Origin of the sequence: Nocardioides euryhalodurans (genome assembly GCF_004564375.1) — a bacterium.
GTDB lineage: Bacteria > Actinomycetota > Actinomycetes > Propionibacteriales > Nocardioidaceae > Nocardioides > Nocardioides euryhalodurans.
The window spans coordinates 3,431,984-3,446,311 of record NZ_CP038267.1 but is presented as its reverse complement, the minus strand read 5'-3'; the positions used below and the strand labels follow the sequence as shown (position 1 = coordinate 3,446,311).

Here is a 14,328-nt window from a genome sequence, read left to right as displayed (position 1 = left end):
CCGCCACGTCAGCCCCGGGCCGGCAGCAGGCAGAACTCGTTGCCGGAGCCGTCGACGAAGAAGCGCCACGGCAGGTCTCCCCAGTCGGGGTGCAGCACCTCGCGGCCGCCACGCTCGGCGACACCCAGGGCGACCAGGTCGGGGTCGTCGCCCTGCTCGAGCCGTACGTCGAGGTGGATCCGGTTCTTCTCCGGTCCCTTCGGGCCCGCCTCCTCGCACAGCTCGAGCAGCGGGCCACGGCGCGAGGGGTGACGCAGGCTGACGGCCGCCGTCCCGGGGGCCTCCGTCCAGCCGGTGAGCCACGCCCACAGCAGCGCGTCGCGCGCCGGGTCGGCGGAGTCCAGCGGCAGCGCGGCGAGCGGACCGGTGTCGGAGTAGGCGTCGCGGTCCTCCATCACGCAGAAGGGGTTGCCTTCGGGGTCGGCGAGGACCACCCACGGGACGTCGCCCTGGCCGATGTCGAGCGGGCTCGCGCCCAGGCCGAGCAGCCGCTCGACGGTCTGCCGCTGCCGCTCGGTGCCGCGCAGGTCGAGGTGGAGGCGCAGGGGCTCGGCCGGCCGCTCGGGGACCGGTTGGAAGCACAGGTCGAGCTCCGGCCCGCCCTCGATCGCCAGCCGGGTCTCGTAGCCGGCGGGCTCGTCGGTGAGCGTCTCGCAGCCCAGCGCCGCCTCCCAGAAACGACCGAGGCGCCGGGGTTCGGCCGCGTCGAACACGACGTTCTCGAGGTACATGGGCTTCAGCCTAGATGTGGGACCCGCTGTCGGTGGTGCCTGCTGTCATGGGCCCATGACCGACCACGCGGAGACGATCCGTCACTACTGGGACGCCGCCGAGCGACGCGACTGGGAGGGCTTCGCCGCCACGCTCGCGCCCGACGTCCTCTACGAGGTGCCGCAGACCCGAGAGCGGGTGCGCGGACGCGAGGCGTACGTCCGCTTCAACGCCGAGTTCCCCGGCGACTGGCACGTCACGGTCCGGCGCGTCGTGGCCGACGCTGCGGGCGGGGTCGCCTGGACCGACGTCGCGGTGGGCGAGGAGCGGCTCACCGGGCTCCACTTCTTCACCTTCGACGGCGACGGGCTGGTGCGCCGGGTCGACGACTTCTGGCCCGAGCCGTACGAGCCGCCGCCCGGTCGCGGCCACCTCGTCGAGCGATTCTGAGCGGCCTCAGGGCTACCCTCGTCCCATGCGTGCGATCTGGAAGGGCTCGGTCAGCTTCGGCCTGGTCAACGTGCCCGTCAAGCTCTACTCGGCGACCGAGTCCCACGACGTGTCCTTCCGACAGGTGCACGCCAAGGACGGCGGACGCATCAAGTACCAACGGGTCTGCTCGATCGACGGCGAGGAGGTCGCGTACGCCGACATCGCCAAGGGCTACGAGACCGAGGACGGCGAGATGGTCATCCTCAGCGACGACGACATGGCCGACCTGCCGGTGACGTCCTCGCGGGAGATCGCGGTCGAGAAGTTCGTGCCGAGCGACCAGATCGACCCGATGCTGCTCGAGAAGTCCTACTACCTCGAGCCCGAGAAGACCGGCGCCAAGCCGTACGCCCTGCTCCGGCAGGCCCTGCTCGACGCCGACCGGATGGCCGTGGTCACCGTGGCGCTGCGCCAGCGGACCACGATCGCGGTGCTGCGGGTCAAGGACGACGTGATCGTGCTGCAGACGATGATGTGGCCCGACGAGATCCGCAAGCCCGACTTCTCCATCGAGGGCGGCGAGGTCAAGGACGCCGAGGTCAAGATGGCCACGATGCTGGTCGACACCTTGGCCGGCGACTTCGACGCCTCGGAGTTCGAGGACGACTACGCCGAGGCCGTCCAGGAGCTCGTGAAGGCCAAGATCGAGGGTGGTGAGATCAAGCGGACCCCGACGTCGACCAAGTCCTCCGGCGAGGTCGTCGACCTGCTGGCCGCGCTCCAGAAGTCGGTGCAGGCCGCCAAGGACTCCCGCGGCGAGTCCGACGGGACGGAGAAGTCCGCGAAGGCCGCGAAGAAGAAGCCGGCCAAGAAGTCCGCCGCCAAGAAGACGGCGAAGAAGAAGGCCAGCTAGCCCGGGCCCTCAGCCGGCGGTGGCCGCGGTCTCGCCGAGCCGCTGCGACCACTCCCGCAGGGTGCGGACGACGCTCTCCGGTGCGTCGACGAGGGTGACCGGTGCCTCGAGGTAGGCGAGCCCGAAGGCCACCCACCTCGGGTCGGTGGCCTCGATCTCCAGCCGGCACCCACCGTCCTCCTCGGCGACGATCGTCGCCCACGGCCCGATCCGCCGCTCGACGTGCGGGCGGGGTGCGGCGACGCTGACCGTGAGTCGCAGCGACTCCCCGCGCGACAGCCCGGCACGGACGTACGCCGCGGCGTCCCCGCCGGGGACGTCGCGTGGCCGGAAGATCGCCTTGGTCCCGGCCGGCTCGGCCAGCCGGTCGAGCCGGAAGGAGCGCCAGTCCTGCCGGTCGAGGTCGTAGCCGACGAGGTACCAGCGGCGGCCGACCGTCACCATCCGGTGCGGCTCGACGTGGCGGCGCAGCTCCTCGCCGGGGGCGCTGCCGCCGCGGGCGGTGTAGCCGAAGCGGACCCGCTCCTGGTCGCGGATCGCCTGGGCGAGCGTCGCGAGCACCCCCGCCTCGACCTCGGGCGCCTGCGAGAACGGGGCGTCGACGGTGGCGGCCCGCAGCGACTCGGCTCGACGGCGCAGCCGGCCCGGGAGCACCTGGACCACCTTGGCGAGCGCGGAGAGGGAGGCCTCCGACAGCGCGCCGCCGAACGCACTGGCGGTGCCCCCGAGCGCGACCACCATCGCGATCGCCTCCTCCTCGTCGACCACGAGCGGGGGCATCGAGCCACCGGGCGCGAGCTGGTAGCCGCCCTCGACCCCGCGGTTGGAGTGGACCGGGTAGCCCAGCTCGCGAAGCCGGTCGATGTCGCGGCGCAGCGTCCGCATCGAGACCTCGAGCCGACCGGCCAGCTCGGTGCCGGGCCAGAAGCGGTGGGTCTGGAGCAGGGAGAGCAGGCGCAGCGTCCGTGCGCTCGTGTTGGCCATGGCTCCAGAATGCCTCGGATTCCGGTCAGGAAGTGGCCGCAATCGTCACTAGCGTCGGAGACGTCACGCACCACCGACCTCGAGGAGACCTGATGGCCACCACCATCGAACCCACCGCGGACGTCGTCGCCGACGGCGGCGGAGCCAACCCGGCGCCCGGCCGGACCGCGGCCCTGATCAGCCTGCTGCTGGCATCGACCATGGAGCTGATCGACACCACCATCGTCAACGTCGCGCTGCCGACGATCGAGGCGGACCTCGGCGCCACCGGCTCGCAGCTGCAGTGGATGGTCGCGGCGTACCCGCTGGCCTTCGCGGTCGCGCTGGTCACCGGCGCCCGACTCGGTGACGCCTTCGGTCGCAAGCGGCTCTTCCTGCTCGGCCTGGTCGCCTTCACAGTCATGTCGACGGCCTGCGGGCTGGCGCCCACGGCCGAGGCGCTGGTCGCCTTCCGGGCGCTGCAGGGGTTCGGCGCCGCGGCGATGATCCCGCAGGTGATGTCGAGCATCCAGGTGATGTACGCCCCCGAGGAGCGGGCGAAGGCGATGGGCGCCTTCACCGGCCTCGCCGGTCTCGCCACGGTCGCCGGACCGGTCCTCGGCGCGGTGCTCACCCAGGCCGACATCGGCGGGACCGGCTGGCGCCCGATCTTCCTCATCAACATCCCGGTCGGGCTGCTCGCGCTCGCGGCGGCGATCCGCTTCATCCCCGAGTCGTACGCCGCTCGCCGCCCCTCGCTCGACCCGGTCGGCGTGCTCACCCTCGGTGGTGGCCTGCTGGCGGTGCTCTACCCGCTGACGATGGGCCGCGAGGAGGGCTGGCCGGCCTGGGTCTTCGCGCTGATGGCACTCGGCGTCGCGGTGCTCGTGCGGTTCGGCCGCAGCCAGCACCGGGCCGAGACCCGTGGCGAGGAGCCGCTGGTGCTGCTCGGCCTCTACGGCAACCGAGGCTTCGCCGGAGGCTCGCTGGTGCTGCTGGTGCTCTTCGTGTCGATGTCGGCGTACTTCCTGGCCCAGACGATCTACTTCCAGGCCGGACTGGGCTGGTCGGTGCTCAAGGCCGGACTGGTGGGCGTCCCGTTCGCGGTGACGACCGCCGTGTTCGCCGGGTTCGGCGTCACCGTGCTCGCGCCGCGGATCGGTCGCCGGGTGCTCCAGCACGGCGCGGTCGTGCTCGCCGCCGGGGCCGTCGTCACGGCGGCGACGGTCCACGTCGCCGACCCGACCACCGCCTGGTGGGTCTTCGTCCCCGCGCTGGTGGTGTCGGGTGCCGGCTTCGGGCTGATGGTCGCGCCGATCGGGATGTTCACCGTGGCCGACGTCCCGGTCGAGAAGGCCGGTGCGGCCTCCGGGCTCTTCAACACCACGACCCAGCTGGCCAACGCGGTCGGCGTCGCGCTGCTCGGGACGCTCTTCTTCGAGGTCGTGTCCCGGCAGGTCGGGTCGGTCCCGGCGGAGCTGTTCGGACCGGCGTACGAGGTGGTGCTCGGTGCCGTCGCACTGCTGATGGGGCTCGCCTGGCTGGCGGCCCGGACGCTGCCGGAGACGGCGCCCGAGGAGGTCCCGGAGCTCGTGTGAGACCCACGGACCCATGGGCTCCCCGGCCGGCCGGCCGGGGAGCTCAGCCGTCCTCGTCCAGCCACTCCCGGATGGCCCGGCCGTGCTCGTCCAGCACCGGCGGCGCGCCGTGGTCGCGTCTGGTCACCTCGTCGCCACCGGCGCCGAAGAACCGCAGGGGTGGACCGGGCAGGGTCACCGGGCCGAGGGTGCTGTGGTCGACCCCGATCGTCAACCCCTGGCTGAGCGCCTGGTCCCACGTGTAGACCTCGTCGAGGCTGCGCACCTTCCCGGCCGGGACCCCGACCTCGGCGAGCCGGGCCAGCAACGGCTCGGCGTCCCAGTCGGCGAAGGCTTCCTCGACCACGGCGATCACCCGGTCGCGGTGGGCGACCCGCTCGGGGTTGCTGGCCAGCCCCTCGACCGCCGGGTCGAGGCCGAACCCCTCGCAGAAGCGACGCCAGAGGCCCTCGCTGCCGAGGGCGATCTGCACCGCCCCGTCGCGGCAGCGGAACAGGCCGTAGGGGGAGATCGACGGGTGGTGGTTGCCCTGGGCACGGCCCACCTCCCCCGCGACGGTCCACCGGGTGCCCTGGAAGGCGTGGACGCCGACCACCGCGGCCAGCAGCGAGGTCCGCACGACCGTGCCGACACCGGTCCGCTCCCGCTCGTGGAGCGCGGCGAGGACGCCGTACGCTCCGTACATCCCGGAGAGCAGGTCGGCGATCGGGACCCCGACGCGCTGCGGGTCCTCGGGCCCCGACCCGGTCAGCGACATCAGCCCGGCCTCGCCCTGCGCGATCTGGTCGTAGCCTGCGCGCCCGCCCTCCGGCCCGTCGTGGCCGAAGCCGGTGATCGAGAGGACCACCAGGCGCGGGTTGCGCTCCTGGAGGGACTCGATGCCGAGCCCGAGCCGCTCGAGCACACCGGTCCGGAAGTTCTCCACGAGCACGTCGGCCCGGTCGACGAGCCGCAGCAGCACGTCGCGGTCCGCGTCGGCCTTGAGGTCGAGGGCGATGGACTCCTTGTTGCGGTTGGTCGAGAGGAAGTACGTCGACTGCCGCGCGTCCGGCTCCCCCACGAACGGCGGTCCCCAGCCGCGGGTGTCGTCGCCGTGGCCGGGGGCCTCGACCTTGATCACGCGGGCACCGAGGTCACCGAGCATCTGGGTGGCGTGCGGCCCGGCCAGGGCGCGCGAGAGGTCGACGACGAGGACGTCCTCGAGCGGTCCGCTCATGCGCTCACCACCCCCTCGACGACCATCGACGACGCGACCCGATCCGAACCCATCCTCGTCCTCCCTGCTCGGTCCCCGAGAGCCGCGCAGCAGGGCTCCGCGTACGTCGGCTCGCAACCTGTCCACCCAACCGACCCGGCGCGGGGCGCGTCAATAGGGTGGTCCCGTGGACGGGACCGAGCAGCTCCTGGTGCTGGCCGCGGGGCTCGGGGCCGGGATCCTGTCCTCGACGGTCGGCGTCGCCTCCCTGGTCAGCTTCCCGACTCTCGTGGCCCTCGGCCTGCCGCCCGTGGTCGCCAACGTCACCAACACCATCGGGCTGGTGCCCGGGGGTCTCAGCGGGGCGTTCGGCTACCGCGAGGAGCTGCGGGCGCACCCACGGATGACGATCGCGATCCTGGTCTGCTGCGCGGTCGGCGCGGTCGGTGGTGCCGCGCTGCTGCTCGGACTGCCGCCGGGGGTCTTCGAGGCCGTGGTGCCGTGGCTGATCCTCTTCACCTGCCTGCTCGTCGGCGCGCAGCCGCGGATCGCCGCGTGGCTGCGGCGCCGCCACGGCGACGACATACCGCCCGAGCGGCTGCACATGTCGCCGGTGACGACGTTCTTCGCCACCGTGACCGGCGTGTACGGCGGATACTTCGGTGCCGGTGCCGGCGTGATGATGGTCGCCGTGCTCGGCCTCGGCACCGACCTGGAGCTGCGGGTCGTCAACGGCCTCAAGACCGTCTCGCTGATGGCAGGAAACGTCGTGGCCGGGCTGGTCTTCGTCTTCGTCGCCGAGCCCGCCTGGGACGCCGTCGTGCTGCTCGCCGCCGGCTCGCTCGTCGGCGGCTACGTCGGCGCCCGGGTCGGCCGCCGACTCCCCGACTCCCTCTTCCGCAGCCTGGTCGTCGTCGCGGGCGTCATCGCGGCGATCCTGCTCTTCTGAGCCCGGACGAGGCTCAGAGGGTCTCCCAGCGGAACAGACGCGCCGCGACGGCCGTGACGACGACCGCGAAGCCGGCGAGGATCGCCATCGGCAGCAGCGCGGCGGTCCAGGGCTCGCCGCGGACCATCACGTCGAGCATGCCGTCGTTGAGGTGGCGCAGCGGCAGGACGCCGGACAGCCCCTGCAACCAGCCGGGCGCGGCGTCGAGGGGGAAGAACGAGCCGCTCAGGAACGCCATCGGCAGCACGATGAAGTTGGCCATGTTGACCGCGCCCTCCGTCGTACGGGCGAGCGCGCCGGCGAGCAGGCCGACCGACATGAAGCACAGCGTCCCCACCACCAGCAGGGGGATCGCCATCGTCCAGGCGCCGGTCAGCTGGAGCCCGAACGCGGCGGCGCCCAGACCGAGGAAGATCGCCATCTGCACCAGCGCGATCAGGATCGTCACGACCACCCGCGCCCCCACGACGGTCGACGTGGAGACCGGGGCCAGCTGGAGCCGCCGCAGCAGCTTCGATTGGCGCCACCCCTGGAGGGTCGCCGCCGCACCGAAGGCGGCACTCATCGCGACCGCCCACCCCAGCAGGCCGGGGGTCACGAACTGGATCGTGGAGAGCGAGTCGTCCTCCACCCGCTCGGTCTCGAGCGCGAACTGCGGCTCCACGCCGGTCGCGGCGAGGTTGGCGTTGTCCACGAACGCGCGCAGCGTGCCCTGCGTGATCGCCGCCTTCACCTGGTCGGTCTGGGTGTAGTGGGCGACGACGGTGTCGCCGTCCTGCTCGACGGCGACGTCGGCGTCACCCGCGCGTACGTCGTCGATCGCGGCCGCCAGGTCGTCCGAGCGCGTCACCACGAAGGTCTGGTCGAACGCCTCGCGCACCGGGCCCGGCAGCTCGTCGACCAGCGCGACGTCGCCGACCTGGACCAGGTCGACCTTCGACTGGGTCTGGTCGGCGAAGATCCCGCCGAAGAGCACCAGGAACATCAGGGGGAAGACGATCGCGAAGAACACCGACGCCCGGTCGCGCCAGAAGCCCTTGCTGATCGCCAGGGCGAGGCTCCAGAAGGTCCTCATGCGCGGTACTCGCGGCCGGTGAGGTCGAGGAAGACGTCCTCGAGCGTGGCGGTCCGCACCGAGATCCCGTCGAGCCGCTGCTCGTCCGCCAGCCGGGTCAGGACCGCGGCCGGGTCGGTGGTCTCCAGCGTCTCGCCGTCCGCGGTGGTGATCCGGGTCGGGGCCGCCAGCCCCTGGATCAGCGCCGCCGGGCTGGCGAGCTGCAAGATCCGGCCCCCGTCCATGATCGCGACCCGGTCGCACAGCGCCTCGGCCTCGTCCATGTGGTGCGTCGTCAGGACGACGGTGCGCCCGGAGTCATTGAGCCCGGAGAGCAGGTCCCAGAGGTTGCGCCGCGCCTGCGGGTCGAGCGAGGCGGTCGGTTCGTCGAGGAAGACCACCTGCGGGTCGTGGACGAGGGCGCAGGCGATCGAGAGCCGCTGCTGCTGCCCGCCCGAGAGGTCCTCGACGCGGGTGTCGGCCTTGTCGACGATACCGACCCGGTCGAGCCAGGCGTCGGCGGCGGCCGGCGCCACGTCGTACAACGCGGCGAAGGTGTGGATCTGCTCGCGCGCGGTGAGCCGTTCGAAGAACGAGGAGGCCTGCAGCTGCACCCCGATCCGGGGCAGCAGGGAACGGTTGCGCCGCCAGGGCGACTCCCCCAGAACGCGGACGGTCCCGGCGTCGGGCTGGCGCAACCCCTCGACCAGCTCGAGCACCGTCGTCTTGCCGGCTCCGTTGGGTCCGAGGATGCCGAAGAACTCCCCCTCGGCCACCTCGAGACCGACGTCGTCGACCGCCCGGAGCTCCCCGTAGACCTTCGTGAGGCCCTCGACCTCGATCGCTCGCATGCGGGCGAGGCTAGCCCTGCGACAGCAGCCCGCGGACGACCCTCAGCCCGACCGAGAGTCGTGCGAGGTCCGCACCCTCGTCGGCACAGATGTCCTCCAGCGTCGCGACCGCCCGCGTGACGGCGACCTCGTCGTCGTCCTCCCACGACGCGATCCGGGCCGGAGCCGAGTCGCCGTCGGCGGTGCCGGCGAGCACCTTGGCGGTCAGCTGGCCGTGCACGGCGTTGAGGTCGTCGCGAATCGCAGCCCTCGCCATCGTCTGCCACCGGTCCTCGCGTGGCAGCGCGAAGATCCGCTTCATCACGATCGACAGCCCGAGCCGCTCGCCGAGTGCGTAGTGGACGCGCGCCACCTCGGCGGGGTCGAGCCCGTCGCGGCTGGCGGTGTCGACGATGCCGAGCAGCGAGTACGCCGTGTCCAGCACCGCCACCCGGGTCGCGAGGTCCTCCGGCACGTCGCGCGCCGTCAGGGAGTCCCGCCGCGCGAGCAGGTCGTCGAGCTCACGGCCCGTCATCAGGTCGGGCAGCTCGCGCATCAGCTGCTGCACCGGGCCGCTGAAGTGGTCGACCGTGCCCTGGCTGTCGAGAGGCGGCCGGCGGTTGGTCACCAGCCAGCGGGAGGCCCGTTCGACGAGCGTCCGCATCTGGATCCGCATCCGCGTCTGCACCTGCGCGTCGAGACGGTTGTCCCAGCCCTTGAGCTCCTCGCGCAGCGGCAGCGAGGCGAAGATCTCCCGGGCCACGAAGTTGGCGCGGGTCAGCTCGGCCGCCGTCGCCCCCGTCTCTCCGGAGAGCCGCGGCACGAAGGTCATCCCGGCACCGTTGACGAGGTCGTTGACCACCTGGGTCACGATGATCTCGCGACGCAGCGGGTGCTCGCGCAGCTGCTGCGTGAAGCCCTTCTGCATCGGCGCGGGGAAGTAGGCCTGCAGGTCGATGTCGAGGTACGGGTCGTCGGGCAGGTCGGAGGCCAGCAGCTCGTCGGCCAGCACGATCTTGGTCCACGACATCAGGACGCAGAGCTCCGGGACCGTCAGCGCCCCGCCCCGCTCCAGCCGGCGACGGACCTGCCGGCTGGTCGGCAGCGCCTCGAGGTCGCGGTTGAGGACGCCGTCGCGCTCGAGCTTCTTCATCCAGTCCTCGTGGACGTGGAGCAGCGACGGCGAGTTGGCGACGGCGTTGGCGAGCGCGAGGTTCTGCTCGTAGTTGTCGCGCAGCACCAGGTCGGCGACCTCGTCGGTCATCTCGGCCAGCAGCGAGTTGCGCCGCTCGCCGGTGAGGTCCCCGCCGGCGACCACGCGGTCGAGCAGGATCTTGATGTTGACCTCGTGGTCGGAGGTGTCGACGCCCGCGGAGTTGTCGATGAAGTCGGTGTTGATCCGACCGCCACGCTGGGCGTACTCGATCCGTCCGAGCTGGGTCAGCCCGAGGTTCCCGCCCTCCCCCACGCACTCGGCCCGCAGGTCGCGGCCGTCGACCCGGATCGCGTCGTTGGCCTTGTCGCCGGCGTCGGCGTGGGTCTCGTCGGCCGCCTTGACGTAGGTCCCGATGCCGCCGTTCCAGAGCAGGTCGACCGGAGCCTGCAGGATCGCCTTCATCAGCTCCGCGGGCGTGACCTTCTCGACGGACTCGTCGAGGCCGAGCGCCTGCCGGACGGCCGGGTGCACGGGGATCGACTTCATGGAGCGCGGGTAGACGCCCCCGCCCTCGGAGATGAGGTCGCGGTCGTAGTCCTGCCAGCTCGACCGGGGCAGGTCGAAGAGCCGGCGCCGCTCGGCGTACGACGTCGCGGCGTCGGGGTCCGGGTCCAGGAAGATGTCGCGGTGGTCGAAGGCGGCGACCAGCCGGATGTGCTCGGAGCACAGCATCCCGTTGCCGAAGACGTCACCCGACATGTCGCCGATGCCGACGGCGGTGAAGTCCTCGGCCTGGCAGTCGATCCCGCGCTCCCGGAAGTGGCGCTGGACCGAGACCCAGGCGCCGCGCGCGGTGATGCCCATCGCCTTGTGGTCGTAGCCGACCGAACCCCCCGAGGCGAAGGCGTCGCCGAGCCAGAAGCCGTAGTCCTGCGCGACCCCGTTGGCGATGTCGGAGAACGTGGCGGTGCCCTTGTCCGCGGCCACCACGAGGTAGGAGTCGTCACCGTCGTGGCGGACCACGCTGCGCGGCGGGACGGTCCGGCCGTCGACGAGGTTGTCGGTGATGTCGAGCAGCCCCGAGATGAACGTCGTGTAGCAGGCGATGCCCTCGGCCATCCAGGCGTCCCGGTCGCCCGGGTCGGGAAGCTGCTTGCAGAAGAAGCCGCCCTTGGCGCCGACCGGCACGATCACGGTGTTCTTGACCATCTGCGCCTTGACCAGGCCCAGCACCTCGGTGCGGAAGTCGTCGCGTCGGTCCGACCAGCGCAGGCCCCCTCGCGCGACCGAGCCGAAGCGGAGGTGCACGCCCTCGACGCGCGGTGAGTAGACGAAGATCTCGTAGGACGGGCGCGGCTCGGGGAGGTCGGGGATCGCCGACGGCTCGAGCTTGAAGGAGATGTAGGGGTGGACCCCGCCCTCGGCGCCCGGCTGGAAGTAGTTGGTCCGCAGCGTCGCCCGGATGTGGGTGAGGTAGGCGCGCAGGATCCGGTCGTGGTCGAGGCTGACGACGTCGTCGAGGGCGCCGGCGAGCTTGTCCTCGACCTCGCCCGTACGTCGGCCCCGCTCCTCCGCGTCTGCCGCCGCCTCGGGGTCGAAGCGCACCTCGAAGAGCCGCACCAGCAGCCGGGTGATGTCGACGTTCCCGGCGAGCGCGTCCTCGATGTAGTCCTGGGCGAACGGGCTGTTGCCCTGCCGCATGTACTTCGCGTACGCCCGCAGCACCGTGGCCTGCCGCCAGGTCAGGCCGGCGTCGAGCACCAGCCGGTTGAACCCGTCGATCTCGTTGTAGCCCTCCCAGACCGCGCGCAGCGCGTCCTGGAAGCGGACGGGCGAGTCGGGGCCGGTGGCCTTGTCGTAGCGGAGCCCGAACTCGTAGATGAACGTCGGGCGGTCCAGCCCGTCGAGCTCGTACGGGCGCTCGTCGACGACCTCGACGCCCATCGACGACAGCATCGGCAGGATGTGGGACAGCGACAGCGGGGAGCCGGTGCGGAACACCTTGAGCCGGCCCTCGTCCGGGCTCTCGTCGCCCTTGGCGTAGAGACGGAGGTCGATCCCCACCTCACCGAGTGCCTCCAGCATCTCGAGGTCCGCAGCGCCGATCCCGGGGCTGAAGTCCTCCTTGAAGGCCTCGGGGAAGGAGTCGGCGTACTTCCCGGAGAGGTGGGCGCCCTCGTCGTCGCCGTACTGCTCCATCGCCGCGGAGACGAAGTCGTCGCGCCACGAGCGGGAGGCCTCGGCCAGCTGGCGCTCGAGGTCACCGGTGTCGACCGAGCGGATCTCCCCGCCCTTGGGCGGGTGGACCACGAAGTGCACGTTGGCGGTCGCCGACTCCCCCAGGCGTACGGAGAACTCGACGCTCTCGCCACCCAGCTCCTCCTGCAGGATCGCCGAGAACTTCTCGCGGACGCTGGTGTTGTAGCGGTCGCGCGGCAGGTAGACGAGGGCGGAGACGTAGCGGCCGTAGGTGTCGCGTCGGATGAAGATCTTGACCTGACGACGCTCGCGGGCGTGCATGACGGCCACCGCGATCGGGACCAGCTCCTCGACAGGCGTGTGGAACAGCTCGTCGCGGGGGTAGTTCTCGAGGGTGTCCATCAGCGCCTTGCCGGCGTGGCTGCGCGGGTCGAAGCCGGCCCGCCGGATGACCTCGCTGGCCTTCTCGCGCAGCAGCGGGATGCGCAGCACCGACTCGGTGTAGGCGGCGCTCGAGAACAGGCCGAGGAAGCGCCGCTCGCCGACGACCTCACCGGCGGCGTCGAAGGTCTTGACGCCGACGTAGTCGAGGTAGGCGGGTCGGTGGACGGTCGCCCGCGAGTTGGCCTTCGCGAGGACCAGCAGGGTCTTCTCGCGCGCCTTGGCGCGGACGGCTGCCGGCAGCTTGCCGAACGACGACGACATGTCCTGGTCGAAGCGCAGGATGCCCAGGCCGGTCCCGGGAAGGGCGCGCAGGACGTCGTCCTCGCCGTCGGACTCGAGGCGGTACTCGCGGTAGCCGAGGAAGGTGAAGTGGTCGGCCGCCAGCCACCGCAGCAGGTCCTGGCCCTGCGCGATCTCGCTCCGGGACAGCGGCGGCGGGTCGGTGCCGAGCACCGCGTCGATCTGGCGGATCTCCTCGTTCATCTTCGGCCAGTCCTCGACCGAGACCCGGACGTCGACGAGCACCCGCTGGAGGGCCTCCTCGATGGCGGCCACGTCCTCGTTGCGGCTGACGCGGGACATCTCGATGTGCATCCACGACTCGCGGATCACGTCGCCCTCGGGGGCCACCGAGCCGTCCTCGACGCCGGTGACGGACTTGAGCTGCCCGGTGATGTCGCGGACGACGTCCATCTGGGGGTGGATCACGACCCGGACGTCGCGGTCCTGCTGGACGAGCTCCATCGTGAGCGAGTCGACGAGGAACGGCATGTCGTCGGTGACGACCTCGACGACGGAGTGGCCGCCCGCCGACCAGCCGTCCTCCGCGACCGGGGTCAGCACCCGGACGCACGCAGTCCCCTGCGGACGGCTGGCGGCCAGGGCGACGTGGGAGGCGAGGGCGCCGTACAGGTCCTCGGGCGTCCGCTCGGTGACGTCCTCGGCGGCGACGTTGCGGTAGTACGGCTTCACCAGCGGCCCCACCGCGACGCCCTCCTGCGCGTCCGTCCCCCGGTCAGGACCGGGGTGCCGGGCGGCCTCGCTGAGGAGTTCGGACTTCTCGTCGTCGAGCGTCATGGACACGGGACCGACACTAGGACCACGCGGGAGGGGGGACAACAACGGGGAGGGGGCAGTGTCGGGACCGGACGGGTGGGGCCGCCCAGCGTGCGAGCCACGTCCGACATGATGTGCCCATGGCGAAGCGGATCACCCACGACCTGACGTACGACGCACCCCTGGCCGAGGTGGCAGCGCTGCTGGCGGACGCCGACTTCCGGCGCGAGGTGTGCGCCCGGCAGGGCAACCTCCGCTCCGAGGTCACGGTGGTGCCCGAGGGGTCCGGCAAGCACGTCACCATCGACCAGTTCCAGGCCGCCGACGGCCTCCCGTCCTTCGCGAGGAAGTTCGTCGGCGACGAGATCCACATCGTGCAGACCGAGCGCTGGAGCACCGACGACGCCGCGGACGTCACCGTCACGATCCCCGGCAAGCCGGGCGACATGAGCGGGACCGCGCACCTCGTGGAGAGCGGGGGCGTCACGACCGAGACGGTCGACCTCACGATCAAGGTCGGCATCCCGCTCGTCGGCGGCAAGATCGAGGGCCTGATCGCCGACCTGCTGCTCAAGGCGCTGAAGACCGAGAACGTCGTCGGCCGGGAGTGGCTCGCCCGCTGACCGGCCTAGCGAGCCGCGGTCTCGTCCTCGCGCTGCTCGGCCTCCTCGCCGCGGCGCCGCCAGATGACGAGCCCCAGCACCACGAACGGCCCGAAGGCGAGCAGCAGCGTCAGCCACTGCTCGACCGGGTGGAGCGCTCCGAGGTGCAGCGGGATCATGGTCGCCATCCTCCCACCGGCGAGGTTCGTCGGCGAGTCGCGGGGGT

At 71.8% G+C, this 14,328-nt stretch carries 12 protein-coding genes; 5 read left to right on the top strand and 7 right to left on the bottom strand.

What is annotated here, in order from left to right:
* Positions 1–8: 8 nt before the first annotated feature.
* Positions 9–731 carry a VOC family protein gene (locus tag EXE57_RS16720; RefSeq protein ID WP_135079450.1) on the bottom strand — a complete coding sequence of 241 codons (723 nt, stop codon included), beginning with the start codon at positions 729–731 and terminating at the stop codon, positions 9–11.
* A 55-nt stretch (positions 732–786) separates the two neighbouring features.
* Here EXE57_RS16720 and EXE57_RS16715 point away from each other — a divergent pair, with 55 nt between their 5' ends.
* Positions 787–1,161, top strand: coding sequence for a nuclear transport factor 2 family protein (locus tag EXE57_RS16715; protein WP_135079448.1), 375 nt, complete (start codon positions 787–789; stop codon positions 1,159–1,161).
* 25 nt (positions 1,162–1,186) lie between these two features.
* Complete coding sequence (gene ku / locus EXE57_RS16710; RefSeq protein ID WP_135079446.1) at positions 1,187–2,056, top strand: non-homologous end joining protein Ku; 870 nt, start codon at positions 1,187–1,189, stop codon at positions 2,054–2,056.
* Between the two features lie 9 nt (positions 2,057–2,065).
* Here the strand turns inward: ku and EXE57_RS16705 are convergent, their stop codons facing one another.
* Positions 2,066–3,040 carry a helix-turn-helix transcriptional regulator gene (locus tag EXE57_RS16705; protein WP_135079444.1) on the bottom strand — a complete coding sequence of 325 codons (975 nt, stop codon included), beginning with the start codon at positions 3,038–3,040 and terminating at the stop codon, positions 2,066–2,068.
* 92 nt (positions 3,041–3,132) lie between these two features.
* Between EXE57_RS16705 and EXE57_RS16700 the strand changes: the two genes are divergently transcribed.
* The gene (locus EXE57_RS16700; RefSeq protein ID WP_135079442.1) at positions 3,133–4,617 is read left to right on the top strand and encodes an MFS transporter; all 1,485 of its coding nucleotides are present in this window, start codon (positions 3,133–3,135) and stop codon (positions 4,615–4,617) included.
* A 43-nt stretch (positions 4,618–4,660) separates the two neighbouring features.
* Here EXE57_RS16700 and EXE57_RS16695 read toward each other — a convergent pair whose 3' ends face one another.
* Complete coding sequence (locus tag EXE57_RS16695; RefSeq protein WP_135079440.1) at positions 4,661–5,833, bottom strand: CaiB/BaiF CoA transferase family protein; 1,173 nt, start codon at positions 5,831–5,833, stop codon at positions 4,661–4,663.
* A 166-nt stretch (positions 5,834–5,999) separates the two neighbouring features.
* Between EXE57_RS16695 and EXE57_RS16690 the strand changes: the two genes are divergently transcribed.
* On the top strand, positions 6,000–6,761 hold the full coding sequence (locus tag EXE57_RS16690) for a sulfite exporter TauE/SafE family protein (protein ID WP_135079438.1): 762 nt from the start codon (positions 6,000–6,002) through the stop codon (positions 6,759–6,761).
* A 13-nt stretch (positions 6,762–6,774) separates the two neighbouring features.
* Here the strand turns inward: EXE57_RS16690 and EXE57_RS16685 are convergent, their stop codons facing one another.
* Genes EXE57_RS16685 through EXE57_RS16675 form a run of 3 tightly spaced genes read right to left on the bottom strand, consistent with a single transcriptional unit; the run spans position 6,775 to position 13,521 of the window.
* Positions 6,775–7,836, bottom strand: coding sequence for an ABC transporter permease (locus tag EXE57_RS16685; protein WP_135079436.1), 1,062 nt, complete (start codon positions 7,834–7,836; stop codon positions 6,775–6,777).
* Complete coding sequence (locus tag EXE57_RS16680) at positions 7,833–8,666, bottom strand: ABC transporter ATP-binding protein (protein WP_135079434.1); 834 nt, start codon at positions 8,664–8,666, stop codon at positions 7,833–7,835. The genes EXE57_RS16685 and EXE57_RS16680 overlap by 4 nt, the downstream gene beginning before the upstream one ends.
* Positions 8,667–8,676: 10 nt before the next feature.
* Positions 8,677–13,521: an NAD-glutamate dehydrogenase gene (locus tag EXE57_RS16675; RefSeq protein WP_208543114.1), complete on the bottom strand. Its 4,845-nt coding sequence runs from the start codon at positions 13,519–13,521 to the stop codon at positions 8,677–8,679.
* A gap of 119 nt (positions 13,522–13,640) precedes the next feature.
* On the opposite strand from EXE57_RS16675, the gene EXE57_RS16670 reads away from it, so the two are divergent.
* Complete coding sequence (locus EXE57_RS16670) at positions 13,641–14,123, top strand: DUF2505 domain-containing protein (protein ID WP_135079430.1); 483 nt, start codon at positions 13,641–13,643, stop codon at positions 14,121–14,123.
* A gap of 5 nt (positions 14,124–14,128) precedes the next feature.
* Here the strand turns inward: EXE57_RS16670 and EXE57_RS19840 are convergent, their stop codons facing one another.
* Positions 14,129–14,281: a cytochrome c-type biogenesis protein CcmH gene (locus tag EXE57_RS19840; RefSeq protein WP_167305948.1), complete on the bottom strand. Its 153-nt coding sequence runs from the start codon at positions 14,279–14,281 to the stop codon at positions 14,129–14,131.
* Positions 14,282–14,328 lie beyond the last annotated feature (47 nt).

Excerpts from the sequence above, each read along its gene's own strand:
- EXE57_RS16720 (WP_135079450.1), bottom strand. The coding sequence starts at position 731 with ATGTACCTCGAGAACGTCGTGTTCGACGCGGCCGAACCCCGGCGCCTC.
- EXE57_RS16715 (WP_135079448.1), top strand. The coding sequence starts at position 787 with ATGACCGACCACGCGGAGACGATCCGTCACTACTGGGACGCCGCCGAG.
- ku (WP_135079446.1), top strand. The coding sequence starts at position 1,187 with ATGCGTGCGATCTGGAAGGGCTCGGTCAGCTTCGGCCTGGTCAACGTG.
- EXE57_RS16705 (WP_135079444.1), bottom strand. The coding sequence starts at position 3,040 with ATGGCCAACACGAGCGCACGGACGCTGCGCCTGCTCTCCCTGCTCCAG.
- EXE57_RS16700 (WP_135079442.1), top strand. The coding sequence starts at position 3,133 with ATGGCCACCACCATCGAACCCACCGCGGACGTCGTCGCCGACGGCGGC.
- EXE57_RS16695 (WP_135079440.1), bottom strand. The coding sequence starts at position 5,833 with ATGAGCGGACCGCTCGAGGACGTCCTCGTCGTCGACCTCTCGCGCGCC.
- EXE57_RS16685 (WP_135079436.1), bottom strand. The coding sequence starts at position 7,836 with ATGAGGACCTTCTGGAGCCTCGCCCTGGCGATCAGCAAGGGCTTCTGG.
- EXE57_RS16680 (WP_135079434.1), bottom strand. The coding sequence starts at position 8,666 with ATGCGAGCGATCGAGGTCGAGGGCCTCACGAAGGTCTACGGGGAGCTC.
- EXE57_RS16675 (WP_208543114.1), bottom strand. The coding sequence starts at position 13,521 with ATGACGCTCGACGACGAGAAGTCCGAACTCCTCAGCGAGGCCGCCCGG.
- EXE57_RS16670 (WP_135079430.1), top strand. The coding sequence starts at position 13,641 with ATGGCGAAGCGGATCACCCACGACCTGACGTACGACGCACCCCTGGCC.
- EXE57_RS19840 (WP_167305948.1), bottom strand. The coding sequence starts at position 14,281 with ATGATCCCGCTGCACCTCGGAGCGCTCCACCCGGTCGAGCAGTGGCTG.